Origin of the sequence: Pseudomonas sp. MH9.2, assembly GCF_034353875.1 — a bacterium.
In the GTDB taxonomy this organism is placed as follows: Bacteria; Pseudomonadota; Gammaproteobacteria; order Pseudomonadales; family Pseudomonadaceae; genus Aquipseudomonas.
In genome coordinates this window covers 2121818-2141635 of record NZ_CP133784.1, presented here as the reverse complement: position 1 = coordinate 2141635, position 19818 = coordinate 2121818, and the positions used below count along the sequence as shown (strand labels likewise).

Genomic DNA, 19818 nt, shown 5'->3' with positions numbered 1-19818 from the left:
ATCAGGCCTCTGGATCAGTGGGAAGCGTCAGTGTGAATCGCGCGCCGCCGCCATGATTGTCGACGTACAGCGTGCCGCCAGATTCGTGGACGATGGCGTAAGACACCGCCAGGCCGAGTCCCAACCCATCGCCCACTGGTTTGGTGGTGAAGAACGGGTCGAAAACGTTGGCCAGATGCTCCTGCGCAATGCCGCCGCCACTGTCGCCGACCGTCAGCCGCCATTGCCTGGGCTTAGTGGAATCGTGTGCAGGCTGCTCAGCCTCAATGCGTACTTCCAGACGCTTGAGCGGTTTATCGCGCATGGCATCCAGCGCATTGCGCAGCAGGTTGATCAGCACCTGCTCCAGGCGAATGGCATCACCGCGCACGTACGCGGGCCGGGTCAGGTGCAAGACACAACTGACGTGTTCTTCGCGCAGCCGGGGTTCGAGCAACAGCAACGCCTGATCAACCACCGCCGCCAGATCCAGCCGTTCCCGCAGGCCGCTGGGGCTTTTGCGGGCAAAGGTTTTCAAATGCCCGGTCAGCGCTGCCATGCGCGTCAGTTGTTGATCCAGCGGGGTCAGGGCCTGATAGGCGTCGTCGATACGGCCGTGATCGAGCAGCAGGCGCAGGCTGGCCAGTTGCATGCGTTGGGCGGTCAGCGGCTGATTGATTTCGTGGGCCAACGCTGCGGACATCTGCCCCAACGCCGCAAGTTTGGCCGACTGCACCAACCCGTCCTGAGCGGTGCGCAGGTCGCGGGTGCGCTCTTCAACCAGTTGTTCCAGCTCTTCACGGTTGCGCTGATGCAAACGCGCCAAACGCCAGCGCTGATAAAGAAACAGGCTCAGAAACACCAACGTCAGCCAAGTGCCGGCCGCTGCCAGAGCAGCATTGCGCATGTCTTCGGCCGCCACCTGTGGCTTGCGCAAAAGATGCAGGGTCCAGCCTTCGGCGGTGAGTGGCAAAGACTCCCACAGATAATCCACCGCACCGTCGGGGCTTTCGATCCTGGCGAGATGGCCGTTGTCGTCAAACGCTTGGATCACTTGGCGATGCAGGGCCGACAACGGTTGTTTGTCGTACTGGCGGGTGGCGGCCAGTTCCGCGCGGTCGCTGGCGGAAATCGGCTGCAACTCGCGATAGCGCCAGCCGGGCTGATTGGCGATGAACACAATGCCTTTGGCGTCGCTGACCAGCAGCAGGTCGCTGCCTTGGCCCCATTCGTGTTCCAGTTCGGGAAACTCCAGTTTCACCACCATGGCACCGAGAAAATCGCCCGCGTCGCTGGTGACGGCGTTCGATAAGAAATAACCGGGAATGCCGCTGGTCACGCCAACCGCATAAAAGCGCCCCACGCCCCACGCCCTGGGCTTTTGTCTGCAGAAAGTAGGGGCGGAACGCATAGTTATGACCAACATAGCTGCTCGGCAAACGCCAGTTACTGGCGCCGACCGCTAAACCGTTGCGGTCGAGCAGCTCCAGGGTGGATGACTGCGCCGCGCTGTTGATCCGTTCCAGTTTGCGGTTCACCGTGTCCTGAGTCGTTGAGCTGACCGGTCCGCTCAAGGCCGAACGCAGTTCAGGGTCCAGCGCCAGCACTGCGGGCAGCGCGCGATAGCGTTCGATCAGGGTGTGCAGCGTATTGCCATACAACGCCAGTTGCCCACGGGCTCGCCCGGCATCGTCGGCCAGGGCGTGACGTTCGGTCTGCTGCATCGCCAGTCCGGCAGCCAACACCGCGCCCGCCAGGATCAGCAGCACATAGAGAGGCAGGCGAAAGGTGCGGGAAGTGAAGGACATGGTGGCGGAGACGGAAGTGAGTCGGCAGGCACCTTAGCACGGGGCAGTGCCGAGAACGCTGGGTGAACGTCGAGATTTCATGTCGTGTGACGTTCAGTCTTCGCGAAGGATGCAACGCGGTCCAGAGGCTGGACCGCGCCTGATACAGGGCCGCTTATAACAACTCAAAGCTCTCTGTTTTCACGTCTTCAGAGTCGAGACCAATCATCACGTTGAATTCGCCCGGCTCAGCCGCGTATTTCAGCGCAGGATTGTAGAACTTCAGGTCGTCTTCAGTGATGACGAAGTTGATGACTTTCTCTTCTTTAGGCTGGAGCATGACTTTCTGAAAGTTCTTCAGCTCTTTGACCGGGCGACTGATGGAGGCAGCAACATCGTGCAGATAAAGCTGCACCACCGTTTCGCCAGCAACCTTGCCGGTGTTTTTTACCGCGATGCTGGCGGTCAACTGGCCGCCGCGTTTCATGTGTTTATTGGATAACGTGACGTCCGACAGACTGAACTGGGTGTAGCTCAAGCCATAACCGAATGGAAAGAGCGGGCCAGTGACTTCTTCTTCGAAGTAGTTTGACGTGTAGTTCGGGGGCGAACCGAGCGTGAAAGGACGGCCGGTGCGGAGGTGGTTGTAGTAAACCGGAATCTGCCCCACCGAACGAGGGAAGGACATCGGCAATTTGCCTGACGGGTTGTAGTCACCGAAGAGCACGTCAGCTATTGCGTTACCGCCTTCGGTGCCGGTGAACCAGGTTTCGAGCATCGCGTCAGCCTGTTTCTGTTCCTCGACCAAAGTCAGCGGGCGGCCGTTCATCAGCACCAGCACCAAGGGTTTGCCGGTGGCTTTGAGTGCCTTGATCAGGTCGCGCTGTCTACCGGGGATATTAAGGTCAGTGCGGCTCGCCGATTCGTGGGACATGCCCCGCGACTCGCCAACCACTGCCACCACCACATCAGCCTGCTGGGCAACCTTGACCGCTTCGGCAATCATTTCTTCGGCCGGACGCGGGTCGATCTCGACTTCGGTGACCATGAAGTTCAGGTAGTTAATGACTTTCGGGTTATCAGAGACATTGGCGCCGCGAGCATAAACCAGCTTGGCCTTGTCGCCGACCGCATTGGCCAGACCGTCAAAAATAGTGACCGATTGTTTCGGTACGCCTGCAGCGGACCAGCTGCCCAGCATGTCCATCTGGCTTGTCGCCAGAGAGCCGATCACCGCGATGGTGCCTTGCTTCTTCAGCGGCAACGTCTGGTTATCGTTTTTCAGCAACACCATGGTCTTGCGTGCCACCTCACGCGCTTCTTTGCGGTGCAGGCGGCTTTCGGCGTTGGTGTCGACCGGGTCGTGAGCGGCGTTGCCGATACGACGGTACGGGTCGGCGAACAGGCCCATGTCGTACTTGGCGCCCAACACTTCGCGCACGGCGTTATCAATATCTTTCTGGGAAATCTCCCCGTCCTTGAGCAGACCAGGCAAGTGTTTGCCATAGGCCGAGTCATTCATGCTCAAGTCAATGCCGTTCTTGATCGCCAGTTTGGCGGCTTCACGTTCGTCGCTGGCCACACCGTGGCGGATCAGTTCCTTGATGGCGCCGTGGTCGCTGACGGTTACGCCCTTGAAGCCCCACTCCTTGCGCAACAGGTCCTGCATCAACCAGGTGTTGGACGTGGCCGGTACGCCGTTGACTGAGTTGAGGGCGACCATTACCCCGCCAGCACCGGCATCGATGGCGGCGCGGTAAGGCGGCAGATAGTCCTGGTACATGCGCACCGGACTCATGTCGACGGTGTTGTAGTCACGACCGCCTTCGACAGCGCCATACAGCGCAAAGTGTTTGACGCTGGGCATCAGGCTGTCAGCGCCACCGGGATGCTCGCCGCGATAAGCGTTGACCATGACTTTGGCAATGCGCGACACCAGGTAGGTGTCCTCGCCAAACCCTTCCGAGCTGCGGCCCCAGCGGGGATCGCGGGAGATATCGACCATCGGTGCGAAGGTCATGTCCAGGCCATCGGCGCTGGCTTCAATGGCTGACGTACGACCGCTCAAGGCTATCGCGTCCATGTCCCAGCTCGCCGCAAGACCCAGGCTGATCGGAAAGGTCGTACGATGGCCGTGGACCACGTCGTAGGCGAAAAACATGGGAATCTTCAGGCGACTCTTCGCAACTGCCGCTTCCTGCAAAGGACGGTTTTCGGAACGGGTGATCGAGTTGAACGTGCCGCCGATTCTGCCGGCAGCAATTTCCTTGAGGATATTCGGCTGCGGCATTTCGGGGCCGATACTGATGAGTCGCAACTGCCCGATTTTTTCATCGAGGGTCATTTGTTTCATCAGGTCGGAAATGAAGACGTTTTTAGTCTGCAGGGTGGTGTCATTGGTCTCGGCCATTACCGAGTGACTGGCCAGGCCGACGACAAGGCCCAGCAAACACAGCTTATTCATGACTATTTTCTCAAGGCGTTCTTCAGCAACTTACGTTAAGTACTGGTCAGCCAAATGTTGGGTATTGAGCCTGTTGCGCTTATTGTCGATCAGGGCGAAGGGGTCGCCACTGAACTCTTTGTCGCGCAGAGCATCTTTAGCGCAGGGAGTTTTAGCGTATTGCGCGTTAGCAATCCAGTCTTGACCGCGGATTATGCAGCGGATCGTCTGGTTTGGCTAAAGTCAGTCTGTCGGGTCAGAATGAATAAGCATTTCAAACGGGGAGAAAAGGACATGCAAACACAACGGGGCTTTCGTTTCAGTTGGTCCATGACGGCGCTGATGCTGCTGAGCACGTTATTGGCCGGTTGTGGCATCAACAACATTCCGACCTATGACGAGCAGGTGAAGGCTGCCTGGGCGCAGGTGCAGAACCAGTATCAGCGTCGGGCCGACCTGATCCCCAATCTAGTCGAGACTGTGCGCGGTTATGCCAAACAGGAACAGACCACCCTGACCGCTGTCATTGAGGCGCGGGCCAAGGCCACGTCGATTCAGGTCGACGCCAGCACCTTGAACGATCCGGAAAAACTCAAGCAGTTCCAACAAGCTCAGGGTGAGCTCACTAGTGCGCTGAGTCGTCTGATGGTGGTCTCCGAGCGTTACCCGGACCTGAAATCCAACCAAAACTTCCTTGCCCTGCAATCGCAGCTTGAAGGCACGGAAAATCGCATCGCCGTGGCGCGCAAAGACTTCATCGCGTCGGTCGAGCGCTACAACACCGAAATTCGTACCTTCCCCGGTCGCCTCTGGCACACCGTGATGTACAGCGATCTGCCGATCCGGCCGAACTTTGAAGCCACGACGCCAGGCTCCGAGAAAGCCCCTGAAGTGAAATTCTGATGCGCGCCCTGCGGCTGTCCCTGGTGGGTTTACTGTTGGCTTGCGCCACGGTGACTCTGGCCGCGCTGGTGTTTCCGCCCATGACCGGACGCGTGGTCGACACCGTGCACCTGATAGATGCGCAAACAACAGCGCAACTGTCACACATGCTTGAGGCTCATGAGCAGGCGACCGGCGAGCAGGTTGTGGTGGTCACGCTGCCCAACCTGCAAGGCACCAGCATTGAGGATTATGGTTACCAACTCGGCCGTTTCTGGGGTGTCGGGCAAAAGGGCAAAGACAATGGCGCGTTGCTGATTGTTGCCCGCGATGATCATAAAGTGCGGATTGAGGTGGGCTACGGCCTTGAAGAACGCCTGACCGATGCCCAGTCTTCGGTGATCATCAACCAGATACTCACCCCGGCGTTCAAGGCCGGTAACTTCTCCGGCGGCATCAGCCAGGCCGTGCAGGCCATGATCCAGGTGCTCGGAGGCAACCCGCTGGCCGAGCCCGCCGCCGACAATGGCTCCGGCGATGCTATGCAGAACATGGTGTACCTGGCGCTGTTCTTGATCTTTATCGTGATGAACATGCTCTGGGGCAGAGGACGAGGCGGTGGCGGTGGCTTCATGGGCGGCATGGGCGGTTTTGGCTCTGGAGGCTCACGCTCTGGTGGTGGCGGCTTCAGTGGCGGTGGTGGCAGCTTCGGCGGCGGCGGCGCGTCCGGTAATTGGTAAATGATGGGTCCTATAGGTGATCGCACATGGCTTTACTGAATAAAGAAGAACAGCGCGAGGTCGCCGAGGCCGTTCGCCGGGTCGAACAACGAACCGATGCCGAACTGGTCACGGTGCTGGCCGCACAGGCCGACGATTACACGTACGCGCCGTTGATCGGGGCTGGGCTAGTGGCGCTGTTGCTGCCTGGACTGATCAACTATTACCCAGGCTGGCTGAACGCCAATCAGCTGCTGTTGGTGCAGATGGCCACTTTTATCGTTGCCGCACTGATCATGCGCGTTCCGGCGGTGACAACCCGTTTGATCCCCAAATCCGTACGCCATTGGCGTGCTGGTAACCTGGCTCGCCGCCAATTCCTCGAGCAGAATTTGCACCATACGCTCGGCGGTACCGGCATCCTGATCTTCGTCTGTGAAGCTGAGCGCTATGTTGAAATCATCGTAGACCGGGGCATCAGCAGCCGTGTGGACGACACTGTCTGGAAAGCGCTGATCGAGGTGTTCACTCAACAGGTCAGTGACGGGAAGACCTTGCAAGGGTTCCTGGGTTGCATTGAAGCCTGCGGCGAATTGTTGGCGACCCATGTGCCTGTGACGCAGACGCGCAATGAGTTGCCGAATCGGTTGGTGGTGCTGGGGTGACCGGCAAGTGAAAGCAGATGACGGTTTCCCAGGCATCTGCTTTTGCGGCGAGAGATTGATTAGAGTGTGCGGGTTACAGTGTAAAAAGAATGCACATAGGCCTTCAGTTGAACAAGGTGCTGAGAAAAATTCTCGTCGAGCAGAACGTCATTGCTGTTTGAACCTAGAAAGATCTGAAATGATTTAGCGACTTTTTGGGCCTCTTGCACCCAAACGGTTTTGGTCTGCTCGACATTGGCCAACCCCATAAGTTGATTGGACTGATCGATAAGGGTGTTGATCTCAGCGTCAATATCACGGGATTGGGTAGTAAGGGCGTTATAACGATTGCGCAGCTTATCCCTCTCGTTGATGAGGTCTACGTAGTTAAGCGTGCGACTGACATGCTCCAGTAACTTCTCCAGTCGGCCTGCCGCCAGCTGAATCGCCGCAATTTCTGGCATCTCTATATTCAAGGCACCCAACTCTGCGGCGGTAGGTAACGTGTCCTTGAACAGGTCCGCTATATTATATTTTTCAAAAACCTTGATGGCTTCACTCAGCGTGCGTCGATCATCGACAATGTTGCTGAGCTGAACATTAAGCCCGGCGTTTTTCTGGGTCAGTGTGTTGATTCGGTTTTGCAATGTAGTGTGTAACGTGCCGTCTTTCAATTTCAGGTTGATTGCACTGATGTCATCGGCACCCCGGGAGATGGATCTGGCGCCTTTTTGAATGGAGGTGATTACGGTGGCGATAATCCGCATTTTCTCTTGGTTCAGCAGATCAATGCCGCGTTGTTGTTGGGCTGCCGTTAATCGATCGCTGTCTTTGATTTGCTGGATTTTGGTGTCGATAGGCGCCAGGTGGGTAGTGTCCAATATGACGAAGACATTTCTTAATTCGTCCCGGAATACCTGATCCGCACGGTTGATGGTGATATCCAGGTGCTGAAGTTTTTCGTCCATTGCCGAAAGGAACGCCAGTCGCAGAGACATGGCTTGCACATTGATCAGTTGTTTGGACGCCGCCATGACCGACAAGTCAGGGCTGGAAAATGGCAAAGAGGTGTTCAGTTGATAAACGTTCATTTCATATCCTTATGAATCAATAATGCCGGCTAAGTTTGTATTCGGTGAGTGCGCTTTCGAACGCAATCAGTAATTCGTGGGTGTAATTTTTGATGGTATGCCACGGAGAAACGACGCGCTCAAATCGTACGGCAAACGTCAAAAGATCATGGGTGTTATTGATGCTCTCGAGTTCTTCCGCAGAATGATCGATGTACTTGGCCAGAACGGCCCACATGTCTTCAAGGTTCTTCGAGCTTTGTTCGGCATCCAACATGCGAATTTCCATATTTTGGAAATGTAAACTCAACCCGTGCAGAGCGGCAACGAGTGGACGTTTTATTTTAAGGGAGCTAATTTTTTTGTTTTTTTCAGCGATAAGACTATTTTTTTCCTTGCGGATTTTTTCCGCTTTAGCACCAAGAATTCCACCGACAACGATGAGACCTATAGGGCCCCCAAACCCTCCCCATGCGACGTTAGTAGTTAGCGATTTGTATTCTTTGTTTTTTTGATCGATCACGCTCGTCAGTTCGTCAATATCCTTTTCCAAATCTGTCACTTTCTGATTGAGATTGGACGTGCTCGTGAGGGTGATTTTATCGTTCACGCTCGGGATCAACTGTTCCGCAAGCGTCTTTGCAAAATGTGTGATTTTTTGTTTTACGTCATGGGTTTCTTTTTTTGATTTCGCGATGTCGGCTGCGATTATATTTAAATAAGAAACCAGCGCCGTTTTGATTTTCTGGTCTTTTGGATTCAAGGGTGCCAATGGCAGGTCCTGAATGCTTTCAAGTGACAGGTCGGCGACGGTCAACTCCAGTTGGTCCAGAATGTCCATTCTGTCGATGATGTTCAGAATTCTTTGGCCGGAGACGGTAAAGCTGGTTGCAAATATATCCAGTGATGTGCCAACCAGTTTTATTTCACTTTCAAGGGGTGCCCAACGCTTGGCGTGGGCGTTGATGCTCGTATAGGTCTGCAGGATGTCTATGGGCTCAAGGCCCTTAATGTTACTGGTTTTGAAACCGAGGTGGTTCTCCACCTCAGCAAGTGTCAACGGGAAGTTCAAACTTTGTTTTTCATAACGCTTGATAGTCAGAATGTCTTCTTTTGTCAGAATTAGCGCTGAGCCGCGGCCACCATTTTGTTCTGCTGTCGTGGAGATTTTCAAGTAATCGAGCGGTTTTGTTACAGCGTGTTCCAAGGTGTCGTCGTTTTTTAGTTCAATAAGCTTGTTCATAGAGTGGGCACTTCCTGTGCGTGATAATAAAAATTAATAGCGGACACTGCAGTCTGTTTGCTCATTAGACGCTCTTAAATATAGCCGGATTTCAGTCTGCGCACTTTACGTTTTGGGATTTGGCTCGGAAGTTATTTCATCAGTTGTTGTAGGAAATGTTCGCGTCATATTTTGTCTGGCTCGCTATAGGGCGCTTTACCTATAAGAAAATAATCGTACGTTTCTACCATCAACTCTTCTAAAATGGCCGCCTCGTTATTTTTAGCCCGTCCGAGGCGCTTTCCAATGTCAGCCACTGCAACGTCCACCCAGTCTGTGCCGGATCATCGTGCGCAGTTTTTGAGCCTGCTGGACACCAGTCTGTCGCAGAACTCCTTTATCAAGCTGGTACTGGCCAAGTACGTCGGCGCTGAGGTGGAGTTGCAGCGCATCATCATCAAGCTGACGACGATCAAGGAGCTGCCGCACCTGTCGTTCGTGTATCGCTATAAAACCCGCGACATCACCAAGAATTTCCCGCTGGCGGAAGGGGTCGAGGTGATCGCGGGTTTATTGCCCGAATCGTTCAAGAACGCGCACTTGTTATCGTTGACTGACGAAGTGCAGTTGGAATACAGCAAAAAAGGTAAAAGTACGCTGTTCACCAGCAAGGCCCAGCAGCAGCGCGAAGCGCCCTCGGTCGAGCATGATCGTGAGAAGAAGCGCTTTCTGGAGCTGAATCGACCATTTTTGACCGACTTGGGCGTGACCAATAAACAGCACGAACTGATCCCGTCCATGTCGCGTAAGTGGAAGCAGATCAACAAGTTCATTGAGGTGTTTTCCCATGCCTTGAGCACCTCGCCGCTGGCGCTGGATCAGCCGATCAAGGTCTCGGACTTTGGTTCGGGCAAGGGCTACCTGACCTTTGCGATTCACGATTACTTACGCAACACCTTGCACGCAGAAGGCCATGTCACCGGGGTCGAGTTGCGCGAGGACATGGTCACGCTGTGCAACAACGCCGCTGCGCGCTTGGAGCATCCGGGGCTGGTGTTCCAGCATGGCGATGTGCGCACTGTGGCGCCCAGTGCCATCGACGTGATGATTGCCTTGCACGCCTGCGATATCGCCACCGATTACGCGATCCACATGGGTATTCGTTCCGGGGCGTCGATCATCATGTGCTCGCCGTGCTGCCATAAACAGATCCGCTTGCAGATTCAAAGCCCGACGCTGTTGCGGCCAATGCTGCAATACGGTTTGCACATGGGCCAGCAGGCAGAAATGGTTACCGACAGTTTGCGTGCCCTGTTCCTTGAAGCCTGCGGTTACGAGACCAAGGTGTTCGAGTTCATCTCGCTGGAGCACACCAACAAGAACAAAATGATTCTTGCGGTCAAACGCGCCGAGCCGCTCAAACAGCCGGAGTTGTTGAGCAAAATCCAGGAATTGAAAGCGTTCTACGGTATTCAGGAACACTGCCTGGAAACCCTGCTCCAGGCAGACGGCTACATCAGCTGATTAGACTCGGGTGGTGATCGGCTTGGGCGCAATGACCGTGGTCTTGCGTCCCAACATCACCGTAGCGATGACGCCGGCCGCGAACACCCAGGTAATTGGCTCGATGTGCTCACCGAAAAACAGCGCTGAAAAGACGATGGTGAAGAAAATCTGCAGCAGTTGCACCTGACTGACTCGCGAGATGCCGCCCATGGCCAGGCCGGCATACCAGGCGAAGAAGCCGATGAATTGCGAGAAAATCGACACATAACCAAATGCCCACCACGTGCCGGTGGAGATCGGTCCTTGATGCTGCAATGCCAGATAAATCACCGGCCCGAGCAGCAGCGGGCTGGACAGGACCAAGGCCCAACAGATCACCTGCCAACCCCCCATCTGCTTGGCCAGACGGCCGCCTTCGGCATAACCCAGCCCGCCGATGGCCACCGCCGCCAGCATCCACACGTCGCCCGCCTGAATATTCCCCGCACCGCTGATCAACGCATAGCCGAGCACCAGCGCACTGCCCAATGCCGCACAGGCCCAGAAGGCTTTCGATGGGCGCTCATGTGAGAGCCACGCCGCATAGATCGCCACGCACAAGGGTTGCAGGCCATTGACCAGCGCGCCGTGGGACGCAGGCAGGGTTTTCATCGCCCAGGCGGACAGCACCGGAAAACCGACAATCACTCCAAGCGCTACCAGACTCAGACCTTTGATCTGCGCCCAGGTCGGCCACTTTTCGCGCTGCCAAAGCAACAGCGCCGCGGCTGGAATCGCCGCCAGTAATGCGCGGCCCAGGCCATTGAGGAGTGGGTGGATTTCCTGGACCACGATGCGGGTCATGGGCAGCGTCAGACTGAAAATAATCACCCCGATCAGGCCCAAGGCCATACCGGTGTTTTCGCGAGAGGACATGATCGAAACGTGGCCTTGTTGTTATGGGATACAAGAGCATCTCATCTAGCCACAAACCGACCCGCACGCGCCCTCACAGCTACAGAGAGATTTATCCGTACAGTTCGGGTGCTTCTTCAGGCGTGAATTGCTCTCAGCGCTTTGAGCCCACTGGTTTCGGTGCGCTTACAGTCGTATTCAGACGTTCGACGGGCACCGACAATTCAGGGCTGCCCAGCGGGTGGGTCTTGGCATCGAAGAACTTCAAGGTCACATCCAGCCCCGCGAAGACGCTGCTGTAGTGCCGCTTTTGGTGTTGGATAAAGGCGGCGCTGCGCGGGTAAATGGAGAGGGCGATGGTCTTGACCCCGGCATGCCTGATCGCGTCGACGATGTGTTTGTCCTGGGTGCCAAGGGCGTGGCCGAAGATGCACAGGGCGTCTTCATGAGTCGCAAGTTGCGAGTAGCAGAAAGACAGGTAATCCGAGTGGCGGATCATCTTCAGCTTGTTCTCGCTGTTGTCTTCGCTGATGAATAGCGGCACGTCGTCCAGGGCATTGATGGCGAAGCTGCCCAGCAGGGTGCTTTCCGATGACAGCAGTTTGCGAACGCTGCCATCAAGGTTTTTCACAAGGTGCAAGCCGCCGTGCAGATAAAGAATGCGCGTGGCATTGGTCGGCGTATTGCTGAGGTCGAAAGTGGCGTCATCGTCGAACAGGTCGTTGAAGGCCTGCGGCGACTGCATCACGGCCCAATAGCAGAGCAAGTCATAGTTGGTCGAATAAACAGTACGGTACTGGCTGAGTTCTTGATTGAGACGGGTCAGGGTACTTTCTTCCACCAGACGCCATGGAATGTGGACTGAACGCACGGCGTGGATCAGGGCTTCTTTAATCGCGAAATACCGATTACGTGGCGATGAAGAACTGATGGTCAGTGCTGCGTTGACCCTCATGGTGGTTTTCAGCGCACTCAGGATCGGCTCGAAATTGCTGGTGTTTATGGCCTTGAATACGGCGAGTTCGGTATGGCTCAACGGTTTGTTACGGGTGGTCTCGGCTTTTTCGAAGAGCGAGTCGTAAGAAAAGTTCTTCCACACCGCCATGCTCGCGCCGTTTCCGATCAGCAAACCGGAAAATGGGGTGGTCGCCCGCAGCTCATTCCAGTCTGCAAGCTCAGCGTCAAAATCCGTGAAGTCCATAGTCTCTGTTCGTCGTCAGGTCGGGGAAAGGCAGCGCCGGGACTTTATCACGCCTATCGGCTGATCCCGACGTTGATGCCGGTATTGAGCCAGATCAATGCGAAATGTTTGCAATCAGAAGATGCTGCACGCATTCGCCAAACCGGATCGACTGGCTTGGCTTGGTTACAGGGACTTGCCATGAGCAGCACTTTCTTTATTCCTGCGGTGAACATCATGGGCATTGGCTGCATGGCCGAAGCGATGACCGCCATCCGCAACTTCGGATTTCACAAAGCGTTGATCGTAACCGACGTCGGGCTGGCCAAGGCCGGTGTTGCGGCGAAAATCGTCGGGTTGTTGGCCGAACAGGACATCGATGCCTTGGTGTTCGACGGCGCACAACCCAACCCTACCGTGGGTAACGTTGAGAAGGGCCTGGCGCTGCTCAAGAACAGCGGCTGCGATTTCGTAATCTCCCTCGGCGGCGGCTCGCCCCACGATTGCGCAAAAGGTATCGCATTGTGCGCGACCAACGGCGGGCACATCAGCGACTACGAAGGTGTCGATCAGTCGGCCAAGCCGCAGTTGCCTGTAGTTGCAATCAACACCACGGCGGGCACAGCCAGCGAGATGACGCGGTTTTGCATCATCACTGACGAAGTCCGCCACATCAAAATGGCCATCGTCGACCGTAATGTCACCCCCGTGCTCTCCGTCAACGATCCCGGATTGATGGTCGCGATGCCTAAAGCGCTCACGGCAGCCACGGGCATGGACGCACTGACCCACGCCATTGAAGCCTACGTCTCAACGGCCGCTACCCCGATCACCGATGCCTGCGCCCTGAAAGCCATGGCGCTGATCGCCGATAACCTGCGCCAGGCCGTGGCCAATGGCAGCGACATGGTTGCGCGGGAAAACATGGCGTATGCGCAGTTTCTCGCGGGCATGGCGTTCAACAACGCCTCCTTGGGTTACGTGCACGCGATGGCTCACCAATTGGGTGGCTTCTATAACTTGCCCCACGGCGTGTGCAACGCAATCTTGCTGCCCCATGTCGAAAGCTTCAACGCCAGCGTCTGCCCGTCACGGCTGACCGACATTGCCCACGCCATGGGTGAAGACACGCGCGGCCTCTCCCCCGACGACGGCAGCCGGGCGGCCATCGCCGCGATTCGCAATCTGTCCCGTGCCGTCGACATCCCTGCGGGCCTCAGAGAACTGGGCGTCAAGGAGGAAGACATTCCAACCCTGGCTGCCAACGCCTTGAAAGACGCCTGCGGCCTGACCAATCCGCGCCCGGCTGAACAGCTTCAGATCGAAGCGATTTTCCGCAGCGCACTTTGATACGTCCCAGAGGCTAACCATGAGCATTACCTCGAGCGTCATTTGTGACGCTTCCGACCTGCTTAAAGGCTTTGTCGGCTACCACCACAAAGCGGACCGGTACATCGTTCGTTTCAGCGAAGACGCCTTTGGCATGGACGTGCCCGACCATACCATCACGCCGACTCACGAATTCGTCTGGCAAGCTGGTGATAACCAGGTCATGACACTCAAGCGCGACCTGTTGGCGTTGTTGCTGGAGCAGAACATTGATGACCGGCTGAACATCACCGAGCCACTGCGGGTTTATGTAAGACGCGTGGATTTGCCGGAGATAACGGCAGTGCGGAAATTGAAGGGCGGGGTGTGAAGAGGCTCGAACGTCAGGACAGACCTGTGATTCCAGAACAGGAAACCGGTGTCTGTCCTTGATGGCACTGCGATAACGTCGGCTCAAATAGCAAAGTTGAACGCCACGGAAATCCTCGGCCGATCACCTTCGTAGCGACGCACAGCGTGCATTAGCCAGGAGGGAAACATCAGCAGCGTACCGCTTGAGGGCGTGACTGTGCTCGCGTAGCCTGCCGCCAGACAACCCGCGATGCGCATGCGCAGGGCGGGATTGAGCAGCGCCGGTGTGATCCCACGCGGGTCGATGAATTCCAGTTCGCCTCCGAGTTCAGGATTGTGCCCGCGACCGCCATCGTCTACCCAATACACTCCAGACCAAAATGCCCCCGGGTGCGCATGTAATGAGTTGGAGTGGCCCTTGCGGTTGATATTTGCCCATGCGCTGTAGCGCCACTGCAAATGAGCTTCTATGAGACCGTGCTCCGGCGAGCTGATGGCTGACAGCTGGTTGGCCAGCTCCTGTGCGAAGGCGACCAGTTTTGCGCCAGGCTCACCAGCCCACGTGGCGAAGTCGTCCTGAGATTGCCAGCCGCCATCGTTACTGTGCAATGTGCCAAGGTCGTGTGCCGAACGCTCCAGGATGACCGACCGCAGTTGTTCGTTCAGAAGCTCATGCTCTGGGTGGATCAAGCTGGCGATAGGCGTGGCGAATAGACGAGTGATCTTGATCAGGTCAGCATCGACCTGATCTGAACACGCGCGACTGTTGGCAGGCATGATGCGGATATCCGGGTTGAAGTGGATATTTTATACACTCCCCGGCGCGACTATCTCCAGTCTCATCGGGTAACGGTTCTGGTACGTATTCGGTACATGGGGCTAACCGATCACGATCATCGGCGATCCGTGCGGCCTCGACCCAAAAAGGCCTCGGTCTCAAGTTACGAGGCCCAAGGCCGTTACAAATATATAACTACAAGAATATGGCGGGTAACACCATATGCGGCTCTCGCCATCCTCCCGGCCGATCCACTATGAGAACACTTATGTTCGATAACTTTTCTATCCGCCTGAAGATTGTATTGCTCTCAGGACTTTGCCTGCTGGGTGTGGTTGGATTGATCGTCGGGATGAATTTTTACCAGACTAACCAGAATGACCAACTGGTCGGCGCCTCAAGCAAGAAAATGCTCACTGATAGTGTGCAGAACCTGTTACAGGCAAAGGCGACGGAAAAAGCGCTACGGGTACAAAAGACATTTGGTGACAGTCTGCTGGTCGTCAATGCAATGGCCGACCAAGTCGTCGACATACGCACCATGGCCGGTCACCGCTCACTGGACGCCGCCGCGCTGCGCGAAGAGCTCAACCACAGCCTGGGCACCGTCTTTGAACGTAACACCAGCGTGCTGGGTATCTGGCTATCCTTCGAGCCTAACGCACTGGATGGTCGAGACACTGAGTTTGCCAATGACGCCAAGCACAGTGCCAACGAAGTGGGACGGTTTTCCTCTTACTGGAGCCGTGCCGATGACACTAGCCTGAACACCGTCATTCTCGAAAGCGACATGACCAAGACTGAACTGAACCTCAGCGGTATGCCCTACAACACCTGGTACACCTGCGCGCTCCATAGTGGCAAGACCTGCCTGCTTGAGCCCTACGCCGACACGGTCGGCGGCAAACTGGTGTTGATGACAACCATCGCCGTGCCCGTTCGTGTCGACGGCAAGGTCATCGGTGTGGTGGGTGTGGACCTGGCCCTGAGTTCGCTACAGGCAGAGGCGGTCAGCTCCCAGAAAGAACTGTTCGACGGCGCCGGGCACATGCTGATTGTCTCGGGCAGTGGCTTGTTGACAGCCAACAGCGTCGACGCCGGCACCCTGGGCAAAGGCATTGAGCAGGTCTTGGGCGGCGACGGTAAGGACATCCTCCGGGCGATCGGCACCAACAAGGTCAGCGTGGTCAAACAGGGCGACGTGATCCGGGCGATTTTTCCGGTGACACCGATCCCCGGTGCTACCCCTTGGGGTGTGGTCATCGACTTGCCAGAACAGGTGCTCCTGGCCGACGCGGTCAAATTGCAGGCCGTGCTCGACGCCGCGAAAACCAGTGGCACCGTCAAGGCTCTGTTGGTCGCAGCCCTCGCGGGTCTACTGGGTCTGCTGCTGATCTGGCTGACGGCCTCGGGCGTGACTCGGCCGATCAACAGTGTGGCGGCCATGCTCAAGGACATTGCCAGCGGTGACGGCGACCTGACACAGCGCCTGAAATACGCCAAGCGCGATGAACTCGGTGAACTGGTCAGCTGGTTCAACCGCTTCCTCGACAAACTGCAACCGACCATCGCCCAGATCAAACAAAGCGTCACCGAAGCCCGTGCAACCGCCGACCAGTCTTCAGGCATCGCCCGTCGTACCAGTGATGGCATGCAGGTGCAGTTTCGCGAAATCGATCAGGTGGCAACAGCCTCCAACGAGATGAGCGCTACCGCTCAGGACGTTGCCAGCAATGCCTCAAGTGCGGCCAGTGCTGCTCGAGGTGCTGACCAGTCGGTCAAGGACGGTTTGACGATCATCGAGCGCAGTACACGCGATATCACCCTGCTGGCCGAAGAAGTCAGTAATGCCGTGACCGAAGTCGAAGCGTTGGCGGTCAATAGTGAGCAGGTGGGTTCGGTGCTGGAAGTGATCCGCAGCATTGCCGGGCAAACCAACCTGTTGGCCCTCAATGCCGCCATCGAGGCTGCGCGTGCCGGCGAAAGCGGGCGCGGTTTTGCGGTAGTCGCCGACGAGGTACGCAACCTCGCCAAGCGCACCCAGGATTCCGTGGAAGAGATTCGCCACGTGATCGAGCGCATCCAAAGCGGCACTCGCGGCGTCGTGCAGACCATGCATTCAAGCCACAGCAAGGCCCAGGAGAACGCTGAGCACATTCATCAAGCGGTTCAGGCTCTGAGCAAAATCAGTGACGCAGTCACGGTGATCAGCGACATGAACCTGCAGATCGCCAGCGCGGCCGAACAGCAAAGCGCCGTCGCCGAAGAGGTCAACCGCAACGTCTCGGCCATTCGCACCGTCACCGAGACCCTTGCCGGTCAGGCCACCGAGTCGGCGCAGGTCAGCCACCAACTCAACGCCTTGGCGACTCACCAGATGAAACTGATGGATCAGTTTCGCGTTTGAAGGTCCTGCGCGGTGAGTCAAATGCTCAGACGAGATTTGACTCACGGCAGCGGCTTGCGCGTTAAGCCGTCATTTCCCCATGGCCGACCGCTATACGAAAACTTACAGGCATAAAAAAACCGGCTAAGAGGCCGGTTTTTTGGTTTTCACTGCTCTCCTCTATACGCGGGAACATGTGAAGTCAGGAAAGTGGAGCGGGTGGCGGGAATCGAACCCGCGTGATCAGCTTGGGAAGCTGGAGTAATACCATTATACGACACCCGCTTTGAGCGGCTGACTTTGTACCAGATGTCGGCGCTGAACTGAAGCGCTATTTTTTCCAGGTGGGTTTTTCTGGCGTTTTTTTCGGGTAAACCTGCTGCGTGACAGATTACGTCGTCACGTGAAACACGCATTCCCTGTAGGCGCTGCCGAAAACTGCGCTCGATAGCGACCTACAAGGGCGAGTGATTTCAGTTCACAGTGCAAATGCATGGTGGCTCTGTACCTGGGTGTAGCGTGGCCGTTTTGCGACGGGTGTGGGCTTGAGGAAACTCAACAAGGCCTCTTGCGAGTCGCGGCAGGCGGCTTTGTGTTCCATGTCCAGAAAGTGGCCGGTGGCCCGGAGGGTGCAGAACTCGCTATGGCGCACGTGGTCGCCGAAAAGCTGGGCGTCGTCTGCTGCGGTGTATTCGTCCCACTCGCCGTTGAGGAATAACACGGGCACGTCGATGCGTTTCGCGGCGTCGACGTAGCACAGTTGGTCAGTGGTCAGCACTTGGCTGATATGAAAGTGCATTTGCACGTATTCATGGATATCCAGGCTGCTGACATGCCGGTAGTTGAAGCGCTTGAACAACGACGGCAAGTGTTTACCGATGGTGTTGTTCACCAGATAGCCGACCTCGTGGCGATCAAACGCACCGAGGTGCTTGACGCCGCGTTCGAGGTAGTCGCGCATGTGTTCGTTGACCACGGGTGAGAACGAGCTGATGACAGCTTTTTCAATACGTCGTGGTTTCTGCGCCAAGGCAATCAAGGTTGCTGCGCCGCCCCAGGAAAAGGACAGCACATGTTCGGCGGCGAAGTGGTCGATCAGCTCAAGCAGGATCTGACCTTCGAGCTCTTTGGTCAGCGGCTGCCGGTGCAGGTTGTGCGCTTTGGATTTGCCCGCGTAGGGTTGGTCGTACAGCACCACGTTGAATTGCGGGTGCAGGTTGCGAACAGTCTGAGCAAAGGACGCAGTAGTGGCCATCGAGCCGTTGACCAGAATAATGGTCTTTTCTGCGGCATCTGCGCGGTAGAACTCCGTGTAAACCCGGAACTGACCTTGTATATCAAGCACAGCGATTTCTGGCCTCATAACATAGACTCCTGGCGAAAACAGGTATGCGCGCAAAAGAGGTTGCACGAGTTTCGTGACAGGTAGGCATGCGCCTGGAAAGGGGGGCCCATGTCGATCCGAAACGATCTGTTCGACAGGTATTGTTATTGGCGGGCGGTTTGTCGGCACGGAACCTGAGGTTCTCGAGACGGCAAAAAGTTTCTTAGAATGAGTGGGTGACCAATCAGTCACATGGAGACTGACGATTGGATTCAAGCAGGCTCGGGGACAACCCGCAAGTGCCGTTGGTAAATTGTTGGACAACTTCTGCTGAGTGGTCGGTTTGATCAGATCGCGAGGATTTCTTCGGTGCTCAAGGCGCGGTGTTGCCCAGGCGCCAAATCGGCGTCCAGTTGCAGGGGGCCCATGCGCTCGCGATGCAGGCGCAGGACTTTATTGTTGAAGTGGCCGAACATGCGTTTGACCTGATGGTAGCGGCCCTCGACGATGCTCAGCCGCGCGCAGTGAGGCCCCAACAGGGTCAGTTCGGCGGGCTGAGTGGTGAGGTCTTCAAACGCGAAATAAAACCCTTCAGCGAATTTTTGTACGTAGTCGTCGCTGATCGTTTGCTCGGTTTCTACGTAGTAAATTTTTGCCAGCTTGGTCTGCGGCTGGGTCAATCGTCGCGACCACACACCGTCATTGGTGATCAACATCAGGCCCGTGGTGTTGAAATCAAGTCGACCGGCGATGTGCAGGTCTTCTTTGTCCGGCTCATCCAGCAAGTCGAGCACCGTTGGATGCTGTGGGTCGAGCGTCGCGCTGACGCAGCCCGGTGGTTTGTGCAGCATGAAATAGCGTGCCGGTTTGCCGGCTTGCAATACGTCGTCGTCGCATTCCACACGGGTGAACTCACGCACCTCGTGAAGGGGGTCGCTGACGGTCTGACCGTCGACCTTGATGCGCTTGGCCACCAACGCAAATCGCACATCTTTGCGGCTGAAGCGCGGCAGGTTGCTGAGGAATCGATCAAGACGCATGGCAGTGACAGACGACCGGGAAAGGGGCGGGCATGGTACGCGATCTAGTCGTTGGGCTTCGACTGAACGTCGGTTTCGATCTGTGCGCAACGCGGGCACAGGCAGGCAGCATTGCGCACTTCCAGCGGCAGCGCTTGGAGTACAGTCGGGTCGATACTGACTGAAAAGCACCAGCAGGGTTGCGTCGCCGTACGTGGGTCGGCGAGGGTGCAGCGGTTGCTGGCGCCGCAGACCGGGCAGCGGTCAGGATCGATTGAGCTTTTTTCCATCGTCTGGCTGTGCAT

17 protein-coding genes, 1 tRNA gene and 2 pseudogenes are annotated in these 19818 nt (G+C 56.5%); 9 read left to right on the top strand and 11 right to left on the bottom strand.

What is annotated here, in order from left to right:
- Position 1: 1 nt before the first annotated feature.
- Positions 2 to 1724, bottom strand: a pseudogene (locus tag RHM55_RS10005) (ATP-binding protein).
- Between RHM55_RS10005 and RHM55_RS10000 the strand changes: the two are divergent.
- Positions 1620 to 1853 (top strand): hypothetical protein, encoded by a 234-nt coding sequence (locus RHM55_RS10000; protein WP_322183162.1) that lies wholly within the window; start codon positions 1620 to 1622, stop codon positions 1851 to 1853. The pseudogene RHM55_RS10005 and the gene RHM55_RS10000 overlap by 105 nt on opposite strands.
- Before the next feature lie 88 nt (positions 1854 to 1941).
- Here RHM55_RS10000 and bglX read toward each other — a convergent pair whose 3' ends face one another.
- Positions 1942 to 4230, bottom strand: a complete 2289-nt coding sequence (gene bglX, locus RHM55_RS09995) for a beta-glucosidase BglX (RefSeq protein ID WP_322181608.1) — start codon at positions 4228 to 4230, stop codon at positions 1942 to 1944.
- A 273-nt stretch (positions 4231 to 4503) separates the two neighbouring features.
- Between bglX and RHM55_RS09990 the strand changes: the two genes are divergently transcribed.
- From RHM55_RS09990 to RHM55_RS09980, 3 genes are read left to right on the top strand one after another with little or no spacing between them, the layout of a single operon-like run.
- Positions 4504 to 5112 carry a LemA family protein gene (locus tag RHM55_RS09990; protein WP_322181606.1) on the top strand — a complete coding sequence of 203 codons (609 nt, stop codon included), beginning with the start codon at positions 4504 to 4506 and terminating at the stop codon, positions 5110 to 5112.
- Positions 5112 to 5831, top strand: a complete 720-nt coding sequence (locus RHM55_RS09985) for a TPM domain-containing protein (protein WP_322181603.1) — start codon at positions 5112 to 5114, stop codon at positions 5829 to 5831. The genes RHM55_RS09990 and RHM55_RS09985 overlap by 1 nt, the downstream gene beginning before the upstream one ends.
- Positions 5832 to 5857: 26 nt before the next feature.
- A complete protein-coding gene (locus tag RHM55_RS09980) occupies positions 5858 to 6475 on the top strand; it encodes a hypothetical protein (protein WP_322181601.1) in 618 nt (205 codons plus the stop codon).
- Positions 6476 to 6534: 59 nt separating this feature from the next.
- Here RHM55_RS09980 and RHM55_RS09975 read toward each other — a convergent pair whose 3' ends face one another.
- Positions 6535 to 7545 carry an alpha-xenorhabdolysin family binary toxin subunit B gene (locus tag RHM55_RS09975; RefSeq protein WP_322181599.1) on the bottom strand — a complete coding sequence of 337 codons (1011 nt, stop codon included), beginning with the start codon at positions 7543 to 7545 and terminating at the stop codon, positions 6535 to 6537.
- Positions 7546 to 7561: 16 nt separating this feature from the next.
- A complete protein-coding gene (locus RHM55_RS09970; protein WP_322181597.1) occupies positions 7562 to 8767 on the bottom strand; it encodes an alpha-xenorhabdolysin family binary toxin subunit A in 1206 nt (401 codons plus the stop codon).
- A 285-nt stretch (positions 8768 to 9052) separates the two neighbouring features.
- On the opposite strand from RHM55_RS09970, the gene RHM55_RS09965 reads away from it, so the two are divergent.
- Entirely contained in the window at positions 9053 to 10270 is a 1218-nt protein-coding gene (locus RHM55_RS09965) for an SAM-dependent methyltransferase (protein WP_322181595.1), read from the top strand.
- On the opposite strand, the gene RHM55_RS09960 is transcribed toward RHM55_RS09965, so the two are convergent.
- Positions 10271 to 11167, bottom strand: coding sequence for a DMT family transporter (locus tag RHM55_RS09960; protein ID WP_322181592.1), 897 nt, complete (start codon positions 11165 to 11167; stop codon positions 10271 to 10273).
- A 133-nt stretch (positions 11168 to 11300) separates the two neighbouring features.
- Positions 11301 to 12347, bottom strand: coding sequence for a DUF4917 family protein (locus tag RHM55_RS09955; RefSeq protein WP_322181590.1), 1047 nt, complete (start codon positions 12345 to 12347; stop codon positions 11301 to 11303).
- A gap of 180 nt (positions 12348 to 12527) precedes the next feature.
- Between RHM55_RS09955 and yiaY the strand changes: the two genes are divergently transcribed.
- Positions 12528 to 13676 carry an L-threonine dehydrogenase gene (yiaY, locus tag RHM55_RS09950; RefSeq protein ID WP_322181588.1) on the top strand — a complete coding sequence of 383 codons (1149 nt, stop codon included), beginning with the start codon at positions 12528 to 12530 and terminating at the stop codon, positions 13674 to 13676.
- A 19-nt stretch (positions 13677 to 13695) separates the two neighbouring features.
- Positions 13696 to 14025, top strand: a complete 330-nt coding sequence (locus RHM55_RS09945) for a DUF2025 family protein (protein WP_322181586.1) — start codon at positions 13696 to 13698, stop codon at positions 14023 to 14025.
- A gap of 83 nt (positions 14026 to 14108) precedes the next feature.
- Here the strand turns inward: RHM55_RS09945 and RHM55_RS09940 are convergent, their stop codons facing one another.
- On the bottom strand, positions 14109 to 14783 hold the full coding sequence (locus RHM55_RS09940) for a TIGR02466 family protein (RefSeq protein WP_322181584.1): 675 nt from the start codon (positions 14781 to 14783) through the stop codon (positions 14109 to 14111).
- A gap of 206 nt (positions 14784 to 14989) precedes the next feature.
- Here RHM55_RS09940 and RHM55_RS25895 point away from each other — a divergent pair.
- Together RHM55_RS25895 and RHM55_RS25890 are read left to right on the top strand one after the other, a co-directional pair.
- Positions 14990 to 16285, top strand: a pseudogene (locus RHM55_RS25895) (cache domain-containing protein); the annotation flags it as partial.
- 150 nt (positions 16286 to 16435) lie between these two features.
- Positions 16436 to 17191, top strand: coding sequence for a methyl-accepting chemotaxis protein (locus RHM55_RS25890; RefSeq protein WP_407074625.1), 756 nt, complete (start codon positions 16436 to 16438; stop codon positions 17189 to 17191).
- A 190-nt stretch (positions 17192 to 17381) separates the two neighbouring features.
- Here RHM55_RS25890 and RHM55_RS09930 read toward each other — a convergent pair.
- The 4 genes from RHM55_RS09930 to RHM55_RS09915 form a co-directional block, all read right to left on the bottom strand.
- A tRNA-Gly gene (locus RHM55_RS09930) sits at positions 17382 to 17455 on the bottom strand.
- 193 nt (positions 17456 to 17648) lie between these two features.
- On the bottom strand, positions 17649 to 18533 hold the full coding sequence (locus RHM55_RS09925) for an alpha/beta hydrolase (RefSeq protein ID WP_322181578.1): 885 nt from the start codon (positions 18531 to 18533) through the stop codon (positions 17649 to 17651).
- Between the two features lie 308 nt (positions 18534 to 18841).
- The gene (locus RHM55_RS09920; protein WP_322181576.1) at positions 18842 to 19534 is read right to left on the bottom strand and encodes a pseudouridine synthase; all 693 of its coding nucleotides are present in this window, start codon (positions 19532 to 19534) and stop codon (positions 18842 to 18844) included.
- A gap of 44 nt (positions 19535 to 19578) precedes the next feature.
- Complete coding sequence (locus RHM55_RS09915; protein ID WP_416152008.1) at positions 19579 to 19818, bottom strand: cysteine-rich CWC family protein; 240 nt, start codon at positions 19816 to 19818, stop codon at positions 19579 to 19581.